The following is a 17,815-nucleotide window of genomic DNA, read 5'->3' as shown; positions in this document are numbered from 1 at the left end:
TCAGTCCCCGATCTTGTGTTTATTCGCACTGGGCTTCTGGAAGTCTGACCAGGGTGAACCAAAACTCGCCAAGGCGTTCCAGCGCATGGTTGAATTGTTCCACGTCGACCGGCTTGGTGATGAAGCAATTGGCATGCAGTTCATAGCTTCTCCAGATATCTTCAGGAGATTCAGAAGTAGTGAGAATAACGACGGGAATATGATGCAAAGACGGATGTTTCTTAATGTCCGCCAATACTTCACGTCCATCTTTCTTGGGAAGATTTAGATCCAACAGAATGATGCCGGGGGTAGGAGCGTCTGTAAATCTTCCTCGTTTATAGAGAAAATCCAGAGCTTCCTCACCATCTTCTACAACATGTAAATTATTGCATATCCTGGCGGCGGTAAACGCTTCTTTGGTCATCAACACGTCAATAGGATTGTCTTCAACCAGGAGAATTTCAACTGATTGCACCTGCATGCCCCTGACCATCATACTTGTAAACCCCTTTTTGGTATGGTGAAGTACAACGTAGTTCCAACGTCCGGCTCCGACTCTGCCCACACTCTTCCGCCATGACGTTCCACTACCTTTTTTACTATAGCCAGCCCCATTCCGGAACCTTCATATTCCGATCTCTTGTTGAGCCTTTGAAAAATCACAAAAATGCGATCGAGATACTGGGAATCGATCCCGATGCCATTATCTTTTACGGAGAAGATCCAATTATTCCTATTCTTGACTGCTGAAATATGAATATGCGGAGCAACGTCCTTCTTCCGAAACTTTATAGCATTTGCTATGAGATTTTGAAATACCTGGAGTAATTGGGTCTCGTCACTTGTTACAGTGGGCAGAGGATCATGAGTAATTATCGCTCCGGTATCGGAAATGATTGTCTTCAAATTGTTCAAAGCCTCTGCCAATATTTGGCCGCAGTCTGTCAATTTTGGAGGTTTTCCCCGGGTTCCCACTCGCGAGTACGTCAACAAATCCAGGATGAGCGTTTTCATGCGTACCGCGGAGTCCACTGCATAATGAATGTATTGAATCGCATCTGAATCGAGCCGAGTCTGGTATTTTCTCTCAAGCATTTGCATGCAACCTGCGATATTACGCAGAGGCTCCTGCAAATCGTGGGAGGCCACATAAGCGAATTGCTCCAGATCTTTGTTCGATCTCAGAAGTTCCTCTTCCGCCTTCTTGCGCTCACTGACATTGCGGGCAGCCGCAAAGACTCCGACAATGCTTCCGTACATATCCCGATACAGAGAAGCATTGTACATTACGGGAACAGTTCCGCCATACCTATGTTGAAGCTCCAATTCGTAGTCGCTCACTAAACCGTCTCTAAATACTGTTTCATAGCCTTCCCGCGCTTTTTCGGGATCGGTGAAGTAATCCGAAAAATTTGTGCCGACAAGCTCTTCCCGGGAAAATCCTGTGACCTTCTCAGTGGCGGTATTGACGTCAGTGATAATTCCTTTTGGACTGATAGTGACGAGGGGATCCAGGCTGGCTTCGATCAAACTACGGTTGTATGCGCTTGCAGCCTGCAAAGCCTCCTCGACCTTATGCCTGTCAGTTACGTCCAGGAGGATGAAGACAAGTCCTTCAACTTGTCCGTCTGCATCTTTTATCGGATAAAGGCTCCAATCCCAATATGTTGTTCCTCGATCGGGATCGTCAGGAAAATCAAACGGTTTTGCATAAACCGTGAAAGCTTCGCCCGTTTCAACCACTCGCCTGAAAATGGACTCGTTCTCTTCATGCGGGTACAGATCGAAATGGTTTTTTCCCGGAAAGTACTCCGGAGGATAACCACACGCGTCTGCATACGCTTTATTTACCTGAATAAAGTTAAACTCTTTATCGAGATAAACAAGCGAAAAATGCGTTGTAGAGAAAACTCTACTGAGGATTGCCGCATTTTCAAGAGATTTTTCCCGAATTTGTTCTGCTTCTCTACGCTCGGTAATGTCGATACCTATTTCCAGTATGAGAGGCGAACCGTCAACATCGGTAAACGGATATTTGAAACCTTCTATGATGCTGCCGTCCGGCGCCATACTTTCCCATTGATGGGGTTCACCTGTTTCGAGCACATTGCACGCCGCGCAAAAATCACACGGTTCTTCACGATTGAAACGATATTCGAAACACTTCCTTCCCTTTTCGTCAGGAAATTTTTCACGAAAACTGCGGTTGGCGAATGCAATATGAAAATCCGGCGTCAAGAGGCAGACCATAACCGGCATTGTTTCCAACATGTCGTAAAGCCGTTTTCGTTCGGCCACAACAGTCTGTTCAGCCCGTTTGCGTTCTTCGATCTCCGCTTGCAGGGAATCATAGGATTGACGCAGTCTCCGCACCATGCCGTTAAAAGTTTGGGCCAGCACTCCTATTTCATCCCTGCTGTTTGTGACTATGGAATGATCGAAATCTCCTGAACCGATAATCTCTGCACCTCGGGAGAGTTCTTGTATTGGAGAAAGAACCGCTTTCCTGATGAGGAGGAGATTGAGAATGATAATCCCGATCATTGTCAGAAACGCGATCAGCACCGATACTTCTGTAATCCTCTGTTTCTGCAGCATCTGGGAACGTGTAGCCCTGTCCAGGCGTTCTGCTGCATTAACCAACTCCTCAAGACGCACGGACACCATGCCTGACAATGTTTCCTTGAGCAGCTTCAGATCAAGGTAATGATCTGTGTTTTTGCCCACTTCCACAATTTGCCGGTACGCGGAGTTGACGTCTCGATATTTATCAGCCAGATCCCGTAATAGTACCCGATCGAATGAACTATCTGCCTTCGCATCGTCGATGATTTTACCCAGAACTTCGTTCTGCTTGATCCATTGCCTCAACGGACGGCTGCCTGCATGTGTAAGGTATTCATCCATGAAGGACTTCATCAGGAAGGCGCTTCTGACCACTTCGGAGGTAATTCCACTCTGGCGAATACCTTTTCTCACCTCATGGGAATTCCAGAAGAGAATCGAACCGATGATCAGCATCAGGACGATGAAGAAAATGGAGGTGATTAAAATTCTACGCTTGATGGTCATCAATGGTCCCTAGTGAAGCATCTGGACCTTTTCGGGTCGGACGGACTGTAACACGCCAAAGTGGATAAAGTCCAAGAGGTCCGGCATCTCGAATTCCTGAACACCCTGACTGGATTTCATCCATCTCAACTCCGCTTCCATTGCCAGGACAAAAGGGCGGCTCAGACTGAGATCGAAACTGCTATTTTCCCATACTTCCGGTATGTGATGGGGGCCCAGTTTGGATACCAGGATCCGAAGCGCCTCATCACGATGATTGTGCAAGAAATCATCTGCAGCATCCAGTGCAGACAAGATTTTTTTTATCTCAGAGGATTGTCTTTCCAGAGTGGAGTTGGTCCCGACGAGCAGCCAATAATAATCTTGTTCGCTCTGGGCCGGCCAACTTATCATTTTATCACCTAATGTGTTTTCCATCTCCTTGGCGAAATTAGCCCAGGTTACTGCTGCATCGATTTCGCCTTTGGCGATGGCTTTTATCTGTTCGGAAGGAGTCAGGTCCACGATGTGGATTTCCTGGCGGGGAATGCGGTGGAACATGAGAAAAAGGTGAAAAAAATAATCGGCAACGGTGGAACGAACAACGCCTATTCGTTTGTTTCTAAGATCGGATATCTCGGTGATGTCATGATCCTTTCGCGCGACAAGCCTTACATCACGAGTCTGTCCGATAGCGGAAAGGACGCGAAGCTCCGGATGTTCACTAATGTTGCTCACAAAAACGAATTCAGATACGGTCGCCAGACCGGCCTTTCCTGCAAACACCTGCCGTAGTGAAGCCAGTCCGGATTCCTCGATTTCCAGTCGTACGTCAACACCTCGCGCAGAGAAGTATCCCTGTTTCTCGGCAATCCACAATAATGCAGAATGATCTCCCGGATAGGTGGAAATAACCAGTTTCTCGGTAGCATCAGCCGCTTTGGTGTTCGGTTGGGATGCATCACATCCGTACAAACAGGCTAACGAGATGACAGATAAAAAAAGGAGAAGAATTCCTGAAAAATGATGTCTGTTCAATGTACGAATTCCCTCCGACCAAATTCCTGCGCGCTTCTCATGCTTAATAGTTTTTCTTGCTACTGCGTCTCAGGGGCACGGATTTCAGAAAATAGGGAATCGTTCATTCCGGGTCTTTCACTGAAAAGCAGAGCGATCCCCCGTCTATAACGTTTCACCGGGAAAACTGAAAGCGTTCTTGCAACCTGCAATAGAAGTCCATTGACGCCTCTTGTTCGAGAAGGTGAAGAATCAGTAATACATTGATTAAGAAAATTACCTGGTTGCGACAAAGTAAACCGCACCGAATCCCCTTTTGAATGAAAAGAATGAAGTCAAGAAGCCCACGACGGTCTTGTAGTCCGTTGTAGGCATGCCTTGTTCAGGCTTTTCTCAATTGAGGATTTAGGTTAGTGGTGTCTAAAAAAGTGCCCTCCGCACCGTGCGTCTTAGATAATTTCCAGCATAAAATTCTTCCGTAAATTACCAAAAACATACGCCTGTTGTCAAGCCGAGGAAAGAATGGAAGATAGTTTTGGTGCCGTTCAACTAGCGATATGAACACTTAGAAACAAAGTCTATGCATGTGGAGGAGGGGAGGTTCAGGGGAAGGACTTTCTTCAGAAAGTCGATCCCTTGTACATTTCTTGAAACAATTGCTCGCAGTTTAATCAGCCCATGCAGGCATAGCTTTCATATAACTGGCTGCCCGCTCAAGTGCTGTCTTGTCGTTCAGATTGGGTTGCCACGTTTTGAGCCATTCGGCAACTACCGCCTGAATCTCGTCCCGGGGCTTTATACTACCCTGTTCGTCGATGCAAAATTTGCAGTAGTCTTCTGATATGCCCTTAAAGTCGGGCATGTCCAAAGGTGCTCCACAGGAATAGCAGAATTTATCCATTGACGTCTTCTCCTTTTTGTTTTGACAAAATGACAAAGTCTCACCAAATAGTGACCTTATTGTGCATCGTATATAAGCCTGGGTTATTTGTCTATTGTTAAGTTTCACTCAAAATATTACTTCTTAGCTTGATTCAAATCAACGAATGAGAATTCGTTCCCACGAAACATCGCATGATATGTGAAAGCAGCATTGGCATGGTATGAGAAATGTGTAAATAAGGGAACTTCCACTTGATTTCGTTCACTACACAGGGTAGAGGCTCCTCAGGAGTCTGTTTTGCCGGGGGCCCCGCGTTCGGGGGGTCTTCGCTTATTGTCTCGAGCCAGAGTGCAGCTTGCGCTCAAGTTTGGAGCTGGAAGGCGAGATGAGCCGGGTAATCTTCTCCAGAGTTCCGGGAACGGCCGATCACTGAACGTTAATGCATTTCGATGCCATAACCCGAACAGGAGCCTGAAAATGTGTGAAGCAAAAAGCGATATAATCGAAATCGAAGACTTTGTTCAAATTTTGGGAAAAGTGCGCACCACTCTGGAGGCGGTTTACCTGGACGAGATGGATCGACTCGAACAGCAAGCAAATGAGGCAAACCATTGTCCAGAACAACCGCGTTCAGAGAACGCCTGAGTCGAAGCGGGAGAGTGTCGTTTTGTCCGTCAAAGCGTGGAAAAATTCCCAAACCTACAATGTCGGCCGGGTAATAACCGGGTGATAATATGATTATTCTGAAAAATCATATAGTTGGGGGCAGGCTTTTTCACCATGACGGTTTGAATGAGAATTTTAGAGGCTGTGAACACAGGCTGAGAATAATTCACAGTTCCCCGAAGATGTGCCGGATCGAGGGAAAACCCGAAAGAAGCTTTTTCGCGAAACATCCTACTCAAGTGCCAGGGCAGGGAAGTCGCGACGGCACATCTGAGGAGTTGATATGGAAGTAGCAGCATTCGTGCAGGGACTGTTCGTGGGGTTTTTCGCATGTTCTCCCATCGGCCCGATTGGTTTGCTGTGCGTCAAGAGAACACTCACCCATGGACGTCTTGCAGGCCTGGTGTCCGTATTGGGGGCTTCCTCTGTCGATGGAATCTACTGTTGCATAGCGGGTTTTGGCATAACGTTCATTGCAGATGCCCTGGAACGGGCGCATGAGTGGATTCAGCTTGTGGGCGGACTGCTTATAGCTATCGTCGGCATCGTCATAGTTTGCTCGGATCCTCCGATGCAGCGGAACAATTCGGATAAAAGAGGCTTGATTGATGCCTTCTTATCGGCTCTTCTGCTTACACTTGCCAATCCCGTGCCTCTTCTGGTTTTCACAGCCGCTTTTGCTGCCCTTGGCGTGCCCGGGTGGAAAGGAGACTATGTGGCTGCCGGCAAACTGGTGTTCGGAGTTATCGTCGGTTCAGCTATTTGGGCTCCAATACTGGCGCTTACCGCCGGAATGGTTGCGCATAGAATGGATCGGATGCACCTTCGCATGGTGAACAGCGTGTCCGGAGGCATCATCGCCGTATTCGGAAGCATTGTGCTTCTGAGGACGCTTACAACCTGCTTCGCACGATGAAGATGGGCTATTGGGAGAGGTACTTGTCTGCTGTTTCATCAAAACACATTCCTACGGACAGCTTACATTCTTCCTAATGAAGGGTTTTCGTGTCTTGCTCGGGACGATAAGAGAGAATAAAGAGACAAGTAGTTTGGTACGATTTCGCATCCAAGAGGATTACTTCGTGGATGCCGTGTCTTTTGGGAATCCTTGCATGGTAGATTATGATTGAGTATCACGATGCTTAATTCCGTGAACGCTACTTACATCCTCTGCACATTAGCCGTTCCGCTGGTAATCCATTTCGGTCTTCTTCCTGCGGTTTTTGCCGGTCTTGCAGTTCATGTCCTTACATTGAAGCTTGCATCGAGACTACCTGCTCGATGGGGTGGCCTTACGCACAAAGTGGCATTGGCTGCGATAGCTGTCCTCGTGGTTATTGGACTCCTGGGGACTGGCCTTGGGCTGGCCTGGTTCCTCAATGGAAGCGGGGGAATGGCGGCCCTTCTGAAAGTCGCTGCGGAAACCCTTGAAAAACTGAAACGTTCCTTGCCTCACGACATGTCCGATTTGATTCCCCATACGGTGGAAGATCTACGAGCGCAAATCACTGAAATGCTGCGAGAACATGCTCAGAGAATTTCAGCGGCCGGAGTTGCGGGGATAAAGACATTTGTGCAGGTTTTGTTGGGGATGATCGTAGGAGGAATGACAGCTCTTCAGCATTTTAGCAATATAGATGGATTTCCTCCGTTCGCGAGTGCTCTGCATGCTCGGGCAAAAGGCTTGACAGATGCTTTCGATAAAATCGTGCTCGCTCAAGTGAAGATTTCGGCACTCAATACCGTTCTGACAGCACTCTATTTAGCAGTATTCCTGCCGTTGGCCGGGGTCCGTTTCCCTCTAGTCACAGTTCTGATCCCCTTTACTTTCGTTACCAACCTCCTTCCTGTGTTGGGAAACGTCATTTCAAACACTCTCATCGTTTTGATCAGCCTGGGAATATCCCCTCAAGTGGCATTGGCTTCCTACTTGTTTCTCGCGGGGATTCACAAACTCGAATACCTGGTGAATGCACATATTATCGGGGGAGAAGTGCAGGCCCGAAGCTGGGAACTCCTTTGTGCCATGATAGCCATGGAGGCAATTTTCGGCATTGCCGGTCTCGTTGCAGCTCCGGTAGCGTACGCCTGGCTCAAGTCGGAACTGAGAGAGCAAAACATGATTTAAGAAGTCGGTGACATTTGCAGGTGAAAACATCACAGAATAGACGAATCGTCGCCTCACGAGCGTTCGTCATACTGCTGATAACTGAGCTTCAGGGGTGGCGTATTGTTCCTTTACCTGACGTGCAGCAGTCAGTGGTTCACCCCACAAGGGGACGATTTCAACACACTGTGAAACGAGGTTCCGAGGTAGTTTCGCCGTTGAGAGAAATGTTGTACTTCTTGATCTTTCTATAGAAGGTGGCCCGGCCGATCTTGAGATCCTGACAAATCCTGGTGACAAATTCTGCGTCATCTTTATACAAGCGCACCTTGTATTCAAGAATCTCCTTTTCCGTTCTTTCCACACAACTCTGTAATGAATCCGCTTGCTTGGCTTCCACTGCGCTACTTCGTTTCCGACATCCCGCTCTCATCACGTTCACTCTCTTCAGTATGAGTTCCTTGGATATCACTGCGCCTGATGCGAAATTCACGGCATATTCTATGACGTTTTGCAGCTCTCTCACATTGCCGGGCCAATCGTAGGAGAGGAGTATTTTTTTCGCCTCTTCTGCAATACCTGTGATTTTCTTGTTAAGTATACGCGAATAGTAGGCAATCAGATGGTCGGTCATGAACAAGATGTCACCTTTTCTGTCGCGGAGAGGCGGAATGTGAATCGGCAGGACATTCAGTCTGTAGTAAAGGTCTTCCCGGAACATGCCGCTGCTTACGAGCTGAAAAAGATCCTTGTTTGTCGCGGAAATTATGCGAACATTTATTTTACGCGGCCTGTTACTCCCGATACGAAAGATTTCTCTTTCCTGAATGACTCGCAGCAACTTTACTTGCAACCTGTGAGGCATTTCACTTATTTCGTCCAGGAATATCGTGCCCTTTTCAGCCGCCTCAAACTTGCCTATTTTCGTGTTGTGGGCACCGGTAAAAGCCCCTTTTTCGAAGCCGAAAAGCTCACTTTCCAATAATTCGTCGGGTATTGCTCCGCAATTTATGGGCAAGAAGGGGCCGGAAGCCCTCGCGCTCTCATTATGTATCGCTCTGGCGAATATTTCCTTGCCCGTGCCGCTTTCTCCGAATAACAATATGTTAGAACCCGCGAGAGCGGCTTTTTGGGCAGCATTTTTTGCCTCAAGTATCTTTTTCGAGATTCCGATGATGTCTTTGAATCGAATGACGACCTGGCTACCCTCAAGGGACTGCATTACCTTCTCTTGCATCTTCTTGAGGTCCTGCAGTGAGACCAGGATGTCATCTTCTCCGTTATGACTCTTGAGTATGAATATCGTGGCCAGGAGACAAAACTGCTCGTTCCTGTACCTGATGATTATCTCATCCAATTTTGCATCGCATCGTCTCCGGGTAACTGCAGCACGAACCGGCTCGCTGTCCCACACCTGATCGATAAACGCCTTATCATTTGGAACTTTACATTCTCTCAACAATTTTGTAGTAGCTGCATTCTTGTACAAGACCATGCCTTTGTCATTGAAGAGAAGAAGGGCTTCATGCAAGTGGTTGATGATATTTCCTATCCGTGACCTCAGCAGTTCGTTTTCGATGAGTATTTGAATTTCCGAATATTTTGCCTCCAGGAGAGATGCCATTTTTTGTAGGAAGTTGCAGTAGCGTTCAGCGAACTCCAGGAACCTGTGTTTTTGGTCCTCGGTAAAGGCGATAATACCGATGACTCCTACCGATTCCTTCTTGTACTTTATTGGGACGCAGATCTCAGCCTTTTCAGAGCAACCGGGCCGACGTACGCATTCTTTGCAAATAGTGTGGTCTTCCGGGTTCTCTATCGTGATCGGAGTTTTGGTCTGCAAGCAGTAATGAAAGGCTGATTTCGTCTCGATGGTTTGACCGAGGCAATCTCTGTATATTCCTGTGCCGGCTATCCGGACCATTTGATGGTCCATGATGGTCACGTCAATTTGCAGGACTGCCTGGATAGCCTCCGCGACTCTCTGGGAGAGTTGCTGGTACTGGTGGTGGTAATCCTGAGCTGTGCGCGGTCCTTTTGACATGATTCGGGCCTCACTTCGCCTACCTTTCTAACAAGCAGCGGTTAGCGGGGCATACCTGGAAGAGGAATTTGTCCCCTTGAGTTTTGGCGTTGTTGGGGGGCGATGGCTCCTGTCCTCTTTTCACAGATCTTTTCGTGCGACGGTGCATAGCGTCTCCTCAAAGGAGTTGAACGATTCGTTTGTCGAGCCCACAGGACTGACGTCGAGCATAGCAAAGAGGGATAGGGGAAGCAATATAGGGGCCGCGGCATGAGGCGTTGTTCTTCGCCTTCAAGCCGCGGGGCAGAGAGTGGCATGGATAATACCAATGTGTTTTCATAGAGGGAATATTGAGAAACCTGTTATTTGCCGGGACCGGATTTGCTCCCGCCGGTGGCGTGGATTACTTCTTTGAACGCACATTGGTACAGGTTGCCGAGACTGCGGACATGCCGACATCCGCGCTCGTCTCCTAGGAAGCCTTGGAACCCGTTTCGCCGAGTGCCATGCCCGGAAAATTGCTTGCCTCACAAGCGCCGCTTGATCAGAGGCAGGCTGGAGAACACGGCAACTGCCATCAAGGCAGCGAGTAAGAAGAAACCGTTTTGCAGATTTCCCGTGAAAGAATAGAGGGCACCCATTGCATAGGGGAACGCCGATGCGAACACGTATGCCACACCGTTGAAGAACCCTGTCGCATTGGCCACCTCTGTAGATTTCGTAACGTTTTGGAGTACGGTCCAAACGCCGACGATTGCCGGTGAAAGAAACACTTGAGCCAAACAAAGGAGAGCCACGCACATGGCCGGTGTTGTGGCGTACATGGCCACGAAGAGCAGGACGGCGAAGCCGAGACAACCGATCATGACGAAAGCGGCTCTCGAGTTGAACTTATCCATGAGTGGGGGGACAACTATGATCGAAATTGCTCCAGCTACATAAGGCAAAGCTGAAAGCACCCCCATGGTGGTAAATGAAAACCCGAGGGTAGCCTTGAAATAGGTGGGAACCCATCCCATGAACCCCCAGAATCCGGCATTAAGACACGCGTAAATGAGAGCGATTAACCAAAAATCCTGGTTCCGAACAAAGGAGAATCGTCCCGCACGCTCCTCTGCTACTTCCCCCTCTCTCCCCGCCGTAATGTAGGCAACTTCTTCCTTGGTGATTCTGGGATGCAGCGAAGGAGAATTGTACACAAACCGGAAGCAAAGAAGAACCGGGACAGCTCCAGCTACTGCCAGCATGAAGAGACTCTCTCTCCAGCCGAATAAGGCGATGCACCACGCGATTAATGGCATGGAAAGCATCTGGGACAACTGAATGCCCATGTACCACGCCCCGTTGGCCTTGGCTCTCTCGTGAACCGGGAACCAGGCTTGAACCAACTTGGAAGTACTTGGACCAAGGACCGATTCGCCGAGACCCAAGAGTGCACGGCAAACCAGCAATACGGCCACGGATGAAATGGAGCCCATGACGGTCATGAGGACAGCCCAAAATGCGAGAGCGAACCCAAGAGTATTTCGGGGCCCGAAGCGGTGTACGAAAGGCCCGGCAAAGAAGCAGGCGGCACCGTAGAAGAATAAGAAAGCTGTCAGTAGCAATCCCTGGACAGATTTGTCCTCGGTGATCCCGAAGGCGTTTGTGAAAGCGTTATCCGCAATCAAAACCGCAACGTTCGCGCGATCGAAAAAGGCTACCATGTACGCCAGAAATGTAACCACACAAATCCATAATCTTAACTTGCCAACCTTGACGTTGGCTATCACAGGGGCACTGGGCTGGTCCAATCTTGTCGCTTCAATCGACATGACGATTCTCCTTTGATTTCTCAAGTCTGCACAAGGGCCGCCGCTGATTGTCCCCTCCGTGAACAACGCTCCAGTCTTTGAATGACCTATCTCACTTTTTCCAGACTCTTCATGACCACTCTCCGACCGTATGCGCGTTATTCAAGTTCCGTAGCGGCCGGGTAGAAATGCGATTCTCATGCCGATTCGTTCTAATCGGCAGAGGTGAATGGCAGGCGCTGCGATTATGCGAACGCGAGTTATTCCAAATGCACAGTCGAAAGCGAGAAGTCTTCCGGTAGTGCACATACGTATTTTTTCTCTGAAGTATTCTTCAGATGTTCCGCCTTCACGCGTGCCAACAAGCCGGCCTCACGAATCAACTCCGAAGCAGCCTTTACCAGGACCTTCGCGGCGTACAGCATGCCTTTGTGCCCAATGCTCGTGGAGACACTCGCTGTAAGCTGCCAGGAATGCGGTGGTATCCCGATAGGGTAACAGGCTGTCATGATCTGACCTGTCGGGACTATCCAGCTCACATCAGACACATCCGTAGAGCCGGGCAAGAGAATATGGGTATCATTAAGAGGGAGCACATCCGAATGTAACATGTGCCCTTCCAGGTTATCCCGTGTAAAGATGCTGATCTGCCTCATTCTTTGATTCGCGTCGAAGCCTTGTGTCAATTCCCTTGCGAACCTCAGCTCCTCCTCACTCCACACAGGTGAAGCTACACATTGCATGGAATCGGAGAGATGTCGGTTGAGAGAAGTATTAAGCAAACAATCATGACATGCGGTCAAGAGGCGTGCTTCCACTTTCGTGCCCGCCATCAGGGCCGCACCTTCTGCAATATCCTTGATGCGTGCATATATTGCGTCGACTTCTTCTCTCTTCGGGGCGCGAATGTAATACCAAACCTGAGCGTACCCGGGCACGATATTCGGTTCTCGGCCTCCATTCGTTATTACGTAATGGATCCGGGCATTGCTCGACACATGTTCCCGCAGGTAGTTGACCCCCACATTCATCAATTCGACTGCATCCAGAGCGCTCCGCCCCATTTCCGGCGCAAAAGCGGCATGGGACGTTATGCCGTGAAAATCGAATTTCACCGAATTCATGGCCACCCATCCGCAGTTCATAACACCATTGAGCGACTGAGGATGCCATGTGAGGGCGACGTCCAGTTCGTCGAAAAGCCCTTCTCTGGCCATAACAATCTTTCCCACCATGATTTCTTCGGCCGGGCATCCGAACACAACGATAGTACCGGATAAGTTGTCCTGTTCCATTTCGGCTTTCAGAGCTAGTGCTGCGCCGAGGACCGCAGTTCCCAGGAGGTTGTGGCCGCAACCGTGGCCGGGCGCTCCTTCCTTCATCGGCTCTTTCCTGGGGACGGATTTTTGACTCAGTCCCGGAAGAGCGTCGTACTCGGCCAGAAATCCAACGGTAGGGGTTCCATTACCCCAACGAGCCCTGAATGCGGTGGGCATGCCGGCGACTCCAGTTTCTACCTCGAATCCCGCTTGCTTCAACTCGCCTTGCAACAAGTCCGAAGACTGGTATTCATGCAGCGCTGTTTCCGCAAATTCCCACAGTTTGTCGCTTGTCTCTATGAGCCGCTCGGAATGCTCGTTCACCCATTTGAGCCCTATTTCAGACGTCATTTTGTCCACCTCTACAACTCTTTCGCCTGCCTCTGTGTACCGCTCAAGGTACGAGAGCTATGGCCTCAATCTCTACAAGGACTCCTTTTGGGAGCCTTGCCACCTCTACACAGGAGCGTGCCGGCGGCTCGTCCGTGAAGAAAGTAGCGTAGACCTCGTTGACCCTGGGAAAGTCGTCCATGTTCTGCAGGAACACCGTGGTCTTAACTACCGCGTCCAGGGAGGTCCCGGCCGCGACCAGCACGTGCTTGATATTTTCCAAGACCAGCTTTGCCTGTTCTTCAACGGACCCCATGACAACATCTCCCGTTTGAGCGTCGATAGGAATCTGTCCGGACAAGAACACCAGGTTGCCTGCTTGAATCGCTTGGGAATACGGACCTATCGGCGTCGGTGCTTCCGGGGATGCAATCACTCGCTTTTTCATATCAGTCGTCTCCCTTCTCTCTGTTAATTGGTCTATTTCTTGCGAGACGCTGCAGGGGCCATCGCTATCAACCTTGCCTGAACCTTGGGCCAGCCTTGCAGAGAGAAATAAAATGGCCTCGCATGACGCCTCGGAATAGCCGAAGGCTTTCCGGCTTGTCATTCTGATCGCACACGCCTGGCGCTGTTCGGCCTGCCGGATCTTGCATGCCCTCTGCAGCGAGCAAACATGCTCATGTAGCCATGAGGATTGCTTCCACGGGTCGCCGACTCAGGCATCCTCCATCGACAACCGAAAGTCGCAGAAATCCGCGCCTTCCATGATCGTCTGCGTCCTCGTAAACTTGATCTTCGGGTTAAAACCCTCTATCAACGAATAGTCACGGGCACAGGAGAGTATGTATCCGAAGTTTTCCAGCCCGCATTTCCGGTACATGTCGGCATATCGGCATCGTGTGACGTTGAATGCAACACGCGACGGTGTCGTATCGAGCACTTCAACATCCAGAGCTCCGCCCTTGCCGAAAAGAGGTAAGACCTTGTTCTGAAAGTATTCCAGGGTATCGCCTCCGACCACATCTCGCAGGGCAGTGCCTGCAGTCCTCGCCAGGGAGGCAATGGCCTTTTCCACTACCTCGAGAGTTTTTTCACGGCCGAATTCTTCAATAAACGCTTCGATCAGCGGAACGGAAATCAGGGCCTCAATTTCCCTTCGTGTGAGGGTGGAGACCGTGTCGATGTCCGAGGCTGCGGGTCCTTCCTGCTCTCCAGCGGCCGTTTCTCTCTGTTTCCCCAGGGAATCCTTATCTATCACGAGGTCCTTCAGAGCCTTCTCCTTGGAGAGAGGCTCTAGCGTGACGTCGCCATCAACGCTGGTCTGGCAAAACAAGCCGGGCTTGCCGTCGATTCTTCCCGTGCATCGACCGCAGATTCCAAGCGAGCAGCCCGCGTGGTCGTAATAGGCCAGGGTGCTGTCCAGATTCTGATATATGTAATCGAGCACATCCATAGCGCTCATCCCTTCCTCGAAAGGAACCTCGTAGGTATCGTAATGAGATTCAGCGTCTGCGGAAGGGTCAAAGCGAAAAACCTTTGCCTTTATCGTGTCGGCGGACATGTGTTCTCCCTCATTTCTTAGTGTTTTCCGAGAGTGTCAGAATGCGACGCCATGAGTTCCTTCATGAATTCCAAGTAAGGATGAGTGCCTTTGGGTAGACTCATAGCGGTGACTGTCACGGGTCGCTTGCTCAGAGCAAATCCGTCACCTGTGCGTTTCAGAATGCTCTCCTGGAGCCAAATATCATTGTCGGTGTTCGGATAATCTTCACGGAAATGGACTCCTCGGCTTTCCTCACGGGCTAGAGCGCTTTGAGCGGCCATATCAAGCAACTGAACCATATTTTTCGTTTCGATGACGTCCAGCCACTCTTTATTGTATTTCCGGCTCTTCGAGCTGCACGCCAGATTCGGAATTTCGTCTTTGCTGACTGAGTCGAGGAATTGGATGAATGCCTGAAGCTCTTCCTTGTTGCGTATCGGCCCCAGATGTTTATGGGCAGCTTCTTGGACGCGTCTTCTCACCTGAGCCGGCTTGAGTCCATTGGAAGTGCGCAGAGGTGCCTCGGCGCTCTCCTGCAAGCCTGCAAGAACCTTCGCGTCGGTCTTGGGAACGTGTGCCGCTTTTGCGTACTCTCCTGCATTGGCTCCAGCGTCCGCTCCGTGAACAAGCATCTCGGTGATGGCCGAAAAAACGCGGTTGGCTCCAAAAACGCCCAGGCTACATTCCCCAGCCGCATACAGACCCGGAACGGTGGTCTCAAATCGATCGTTTATTACGATTCCGCCGTCAAAATATTCCGCAGCGGCCCCGACCTCCATGGGGTCATTCTCTTTGAGTTTTTTGCCCCAGTCGGACAGGTCGATAGCCTTATATTTCCAATTTGGGAATATCAAGGAGACGACGCCCTCGACTCTCTCCCACGGCACGTCTCCCCTGGTGTAATGCACCCCTCCGTTGGGCAACCCTTTGCCCGCTCGGACTTCCTGCAAGGTGGCATGCGAAATGAAGCTCTTGTTCCACTCCGTAAAGGTTCCCTTTTCAACGACGAAGGGATCATACTTCTTGAGGAATTCCTCTCCGTCGCTATTGGTCAAACGACCGCCCATGAACAAGCTGAGAATGTACGGTGCGATGCTCCCCCTCCAGATAGGGGGTTCGAGAAACACGTTGCAGCAAAAGGTTATGAATTCCATGTTTCCGAGGTCCGCACCCGCACGATGGGCAATGGCGGTCCCGTCCCCCGAGAGATCCCGCATACCCGTATTGGGCCAGAAAGCCTTGTGCCAGCCACCTGATGCTATGATCACGGCTTTGGCGTGAAACTGTACGAACTCCCCGGAACGAATATCCAGCCCGACGGCACCCGTGACGATTCCGTCTTCCGTGCAAAGCTCAAGGAGAGCGGTGTCCTCCAACAGGTCCACGCCGAGGGACCTCGCTTTTTTCAGCAAAGCGTCCATGATGCCGATTCCGGAGGTGAACACCATGCGCTCGTCGGATATTTTTATCTTGATTCCCCATTCAATCAGCTCCCGTAGGCATTGAGGCGCTACTCTGATATACTGTTCGACTAACTTCTGATTGTTCAGGAACCAGCCCTGCGTAACAATGTCGTTGAAGACCTTCTCAGGCGTGTCGTTGGGATCTCCTTGCAGCCCTTCGATTTTAGCCATGCTCGCGCCATTCAGCGTAAAATCCGCTCCTGCCATCGGGGTCGCTCCGCATCGTGCTATAGGCCCCTTGCTCAACAACGCCACCCTGACACCCTTTTGACGCGCGCCGATCGCGGCCCTGAAGCCGGCCCCGCCGCCCCCCACAACCAACACGTCCGTATCGATTATTGTGGCTGACATTATCTGCCTCCTTTTGTCAACAGCCGAAGTATAACCTTATTGGCCGAAGCCATTCCTTCTTTGCAGAGAGCTCCAAGATTGTCAAACAACTCTCTGAAGTTGTCGGCAAGTATTCCGTTGGTATTGCTGATTACCGAGCCTCTCATGGACAGAAGAGCCATTTTTATGGCCCATCCGGAGGCCAAGGCGACTTTGTATGCGCAACCCTCTTTGGCTCCATCGCAAATCATCCCCGAAATACTTCCGACGACGTTGCTGACCGCCCCCAGGATTCGCCTGGCATCACCACCGAGGAGGTATGCCACCCCCGCGGAGGTGCCCACCCCAGCGGATATTGCACATCCGCACATGGGGGATAGAGTTCCTGTAAACGACTTACAATAGACGGTGATAATGATACTCAACGCTAGAGCCCGCAAGAGCTTCTCTTGGGAGACCCCAGTCTTTTCCGCCACAGCCTCCATGGTGAGGAAAACAGTGATGCCTTGATTGCCACTTCCGGCGCAGGTCATAGCAGGCAGCCGACTCCCGGACATTCTTGCTTCACACGCGGCAGCGCAGAGTCTTTCCGCCAGACTGATCATATCGTCGCTCACGAATGTCTCGGAAACCAGCTTGGCATAATTTTGGCTCGCGCCGTTCTTTATGGCGAAGCCTTCCCTGGCAATAGTCATGTTCATTGCAATCCCGTCCTGGAGAAAACTCAAATCACTGACTGACACAGTCTCGGCAAATGAGATGAAATCCTCCAAGTCGTAGGCCTGGATATCATGGGCCAACGAGTCCGGCAGTTGCGCATTCAGGTCCCACGGTTGAAAATGATCTCCTTTTTCAATGCTGACCACATTGAGATGTTGGTTTTTCGTGATGACGCGCACTTTTTCTTGATCGGTCGTTAAAATGGTTTCAATGAATAATTCGGTACAATTCTCCGGCACTGTGATGGTGACCCTTTTCTGTTGAACTATTTCTTGGGCTTTTTCGACATCCTCTTCAGTGCACTGGTCTATTACACAGAATCCCTTTTCGGGTTTGCCGGCTACTATCCCCAAAGCAGCAGCTATCTGCAAACCTCTGGCAGTAGTTCCTGGTATCCCTACTCTTAACGCATTCTTGAAGAGCAACGGATCCAATCGGATTTCCACACCCACCAACGTACCCGAAACCTTTGATCTTGCCAGAGCGGCAGAATAGGCTACTGCCACGGGTTCTGTGCAGCCGCTGGCCGGCGTCACCACACTTTGCAGAACCTCCAGCAGTTTCTTGTTCCTTTCGGTTGACAAG

15 protein-coding genes are annotated in these 17,815 nt (G+C 50.2%); 4 read left to right on the top strand and 11 right to left on the bottom strand.

The window, feature by feature from the left end; translation table 11 throughout:
- Nucleotides 1-19: 19 nt before the first annotated feature.
- The 4 genes from DESTI_RS17420 to DESTI_RS17405 form a co-directional block, all read right to left on the bottom strand.
- Nucleotides 20-478, bottom strand: coding sequence for a response regulator (locus DESTI_RS17420; RefSeq protein WP_014811286.1), 459 nt, complete (start codon nucleotides 476-478; stop codon nucleotides 20-22).
- Entirely contained in the window at nucleotides 475-3,054 is a 2,580-nt protein-coding gene (locus DESTI_RS29070) for a PAS domain S-box protein (RefSeq protein ID WP_014811285.1), read from the bottom strand. The genes DESTI_RS17420 and DESTI_RS29070 overlap by 4 nt, the downstream gene beginning before the upstream one ends.
- A 9-nt stretch (nucleotides 3,055-3,063) precedes the next feature.
- Nucleotides 3,064-4,071, bottom strand: a complete 1,008-nt coding sequence (locus DESTI_RS17410) for an ABC transporter substrate-binding protein (protein WP_014811284.1) — start codon at nucleotides 4,069-4,071, stop codon at nucleotides 3,064-3,066.
- A 646-nt stretch (nucleotides 4,072-4,717) separates the two neighbouring features.
- Complete coding sequence (locus DESTI_RS17405) at nucleotides 4,718-4,951, bottom strand: zinc ribbon domain-containing protein (protein WP_014811283.1); 234 nt, start codon at nucleotides 4,949-4,951, stop codon at nucleotides 4,718-4,720.
- Nucleotides 4,952-5,410: 459 nt separating this feature from the next.
- On the opposite strand from DESTI_RS17405, the gene DESTI_RS30850 reads away from it, so the two are divergent.
- The 3 genes from DESTI_RS30850 to DESTI_RS17385 all read left to right on the top strand — a co-directional run bounded on the left by DESTI_RS30850 (nucleotide 5,411) and on the right by DESTI_RS17385 (nucleotide 7,727).
- Nucleotides 5,411-5,578, top strand: coding sequence for a hypothetical protein (locus DESTI_RS30850; protein WP_014811282.1), 168 nt, complete (start codon nucleotides 5,411-5,413; stop codon nucleotides 5,576-5,578).
- A 304-nt stretch (nucleotides 5,579-5,882) separates the two neighbouring features.
- Nucleotides 5,883-6,515, top strand: coding sequence for a LysE family translocator (locus tag DESTI_RS17390; RefSeq protein WP_014811281.1), 633 nt, complete (start codon nucleotides 5,883-5,885; stop codon nucleotides 6,513-6,515).
- Between the two features lie 222 nt (nucleotides 6,516-6,737).
- On the top strand, nucleotides 6,738-7,727 hold the full coding sequence (locus DESTI_RS17385) for an AI-2E family transporter (RefSeq protein WP_014811280.1): 990 nt from the start codon (nucleotides 6,738-6,740) through the stop codon (nucleotides 7,725-7,727).
- 157 nt (nucleotides 7,728-7,884) lie between these two features.
- Here the strand turns inward: DESTI_RS17385 and DESTI_RS17380 are convergent, their stop codons facing one another.
- Nucleotides 7,885-9,750 (bottom strand): sigma 54-interacting transcriptional regulator, encoded by a 1,866-nt coding sequence (locus tag DESTI_RS17380; RefSeq protein WP_014811279.1) that lies wholly within the window; start codon nucleotides 9,748-9,750, stop codon nucleotides 7,885-7,887.
- A gap of 329 nt (nucleotides 9,751-10,079) precedes the next feature.
- On the opposite strand from DESTI_RS17380, the gene DESTI_RS31610 reads away from it, so the two are divergent.
- Nucleotides 10,080-10,205, top strand: a complete 126-nt coding sequence (locus DESTI_RS31610) for a hypothetical protein (RefSeq protein WP_272913385.1) — start codon at nucleotides 10,080-10,082, stop codon at nucleotides 10,203-10,205.
- Between the two features lie 51 nt (nucleotides 10,206-10,256).
- On the opposite strand, the gene DESTI_RS17375 is transcribed toward DESTI_RS31610, so the two are convergent.
- From DESTI_RS17375 to DESTI_RS17350, 6 genes are all read right to left on the bottom strand, one after another.
- Complete coding sequence (locus DESTI_RS17375) at nucleotides 10,257-11,543, bottom strand: MFS transporter (protein ID WP_014811278.1); 1,287 nt, start codon at nucleotides 11,541-11,543, stop codon at nucleotides 10,257-10,259.
- Between the two features lie 239 nt (nucleotides 11,544-11,782).
- On the bottom strand, nucleotides 11,783-13,192 hold the full coding sequence (locus DESTI_RS17370) for an amidohydrolase (protein WP_014811277.1): 1,410 nt from the start codon (nucleotides 13,190-13,192) through the stop codon (nucleotides 11,783-11,785).
- 43 nt (nucleotides 13,193-13,235) lie between these two features.
- Nucleotides 13,236-13,619, bottom strand: coding sequence for a RidA family protein (locus DESTI_RS17365; protein WP_014811276.1), 384 nt, complete (start codon nucleotides 13,617-13,619; stop codon nucleotides 13,236-13,238).
- Between the two features lie 270 nt (nucleotides 13,620-13,889).
- Nucleotides 13,890-14,735: an L-2-amino-thiazoline-4-carboxylic acid hydrolase gene (locus tag DESTI_RS29065; protein WP_014811275.1), complete on the bottom strand. Its 846-nt coding sequence runs from the start codon at nucleotides 14,733-14,735 to the stop codon at nucleotides 13,890-13,892.
- A 17-nt stretch (nucleotides 14,736-14,752) separates the two neighbouring features.
- Nucleotides 14,753-16,531, bottom strand: coding sequence for an FAD-dependent oxidoreductase (locus DESTI_RS17355; RefSeq protein ID WP_014811274.1), 1,779 nt, complete (start codon nucleotides 16,529-16,531; stop codon nucleotides 14,753-14,755).
- Entirely contained in the window at nucleotides 16,531-17,814 is a 1,284-nt protein-coding gene (locus DESTI_RS17350) for an L-cysteine desulfidase family protein (RefSeq protein WP_014811273.1), read from the bottom strand. Before DESTI_RS17350 ends, DESTI_RS17355 begins: the two co-directional genes overlap by 1 nt.
- Nucleotide 17,815 lies beyond the last annotated feature (1 nt).

This window comes from Desulfomonile tiedjei DSM 6799, assembly GCF_000266945.1.
GTDB classification, from domain to species: Bacteria; Desulfobacterota; Desulfomonilia; order Desulfomonilales; family Desulfomonilaceae; genus Desulfomonile; species Desulfomonile tiedjei.
The sequence above is the reverse complement of the archived record's forward strand: the minus strand, read 5'-3'. Positions and strand labels throughout refer to the sequence as shown.

Bases quoted from the DNA above. Each gene is read 5' to 3' on its own strand.
- DESTI_RS17420 (WP_014811286.1), bottom strand. From the start codon at position 478: ATGATGGTCAGGGGCATGCAGGTGCAATCAGTTGAAATTCTCCTGGTT.
- DESTI_RS29070 (WP_014811285.1), bottom strand. From the start codon at position 3,054: ATGACCATCAAGCGTAGAATTTTAATCACCTCCATTTTCTTCATCGTC.
- DESTI_RS17405 (WP_014811283.1), bottom strand. From the start codon at position 4,951: ATGGATAAATTCTGCTATTCCTGTGGAGCACCTTTGGACATGCCCGAC.
- DESTI_RS30850 (WP_014811282.1), top strand. From the start codon at position 5,411: ATGTGTGAAGCAAAAAGCGATATAATCGAAATCGAAGACTTTGTTCAA.
- DESTI_RS17390 (WP_014811281.1), top strand. From the start codon at position 5,883: ATGGAAGTAGCAGCATTCGTGCAGGGACTGTTCGTGGGGTTTTTCGCA.
- DESTI_RS17385 (WP_014811280.1), top strand. From the start codon at position 6,738: ATGCTTAATTCCGTGAACGCTACTTACATCCTCTGCACATTAGCCGTT.
- DESTI_RS17380 (WP_014811279.1), bottom strand. From the start codon at position 9,750: ATGTCAAAAGGACCGCGCACAGCTCAGGATTACCACCACCAGTACCAG.
- DESTI_RS17375 (WP_014811278.1), bottom strand. From the start codon at position 11,543: ATGTCGATTGAAGCGACAAGATTGGACCAGCCCAGTGCCCCTGTGATA.
- DESTI_RS17370 (WP_014811277.1), bottom strand. From the start codon at position 13,192: ATGACGTCTGAAATAGGGCTCAAATGGGTGAACGAGCATTCCGAGCGG.
- DESTI_RS17365 (WP_014811276.1), bottom strand. From the start codon at position 13,619: ATGAAAAAGCGAGTGATTGCATCCCCGGAAGCACCGACGCCGATAGGT.
- DESTI_RS29065 (WP_014811275.1), bottom strand. From the start codon at position 14,735: ATGTCCGCCGACACGATAAAGGCAAAGGTTTTTCGCTTTGACCCTTCC.
- DESTI_RS17355 (WP_014811274.1), bottom strand. From the start codon at position 16,531: ATGTCAGCCACAATAATCGATACGGACGTGTTGGTTGTGGGGGGCGGC.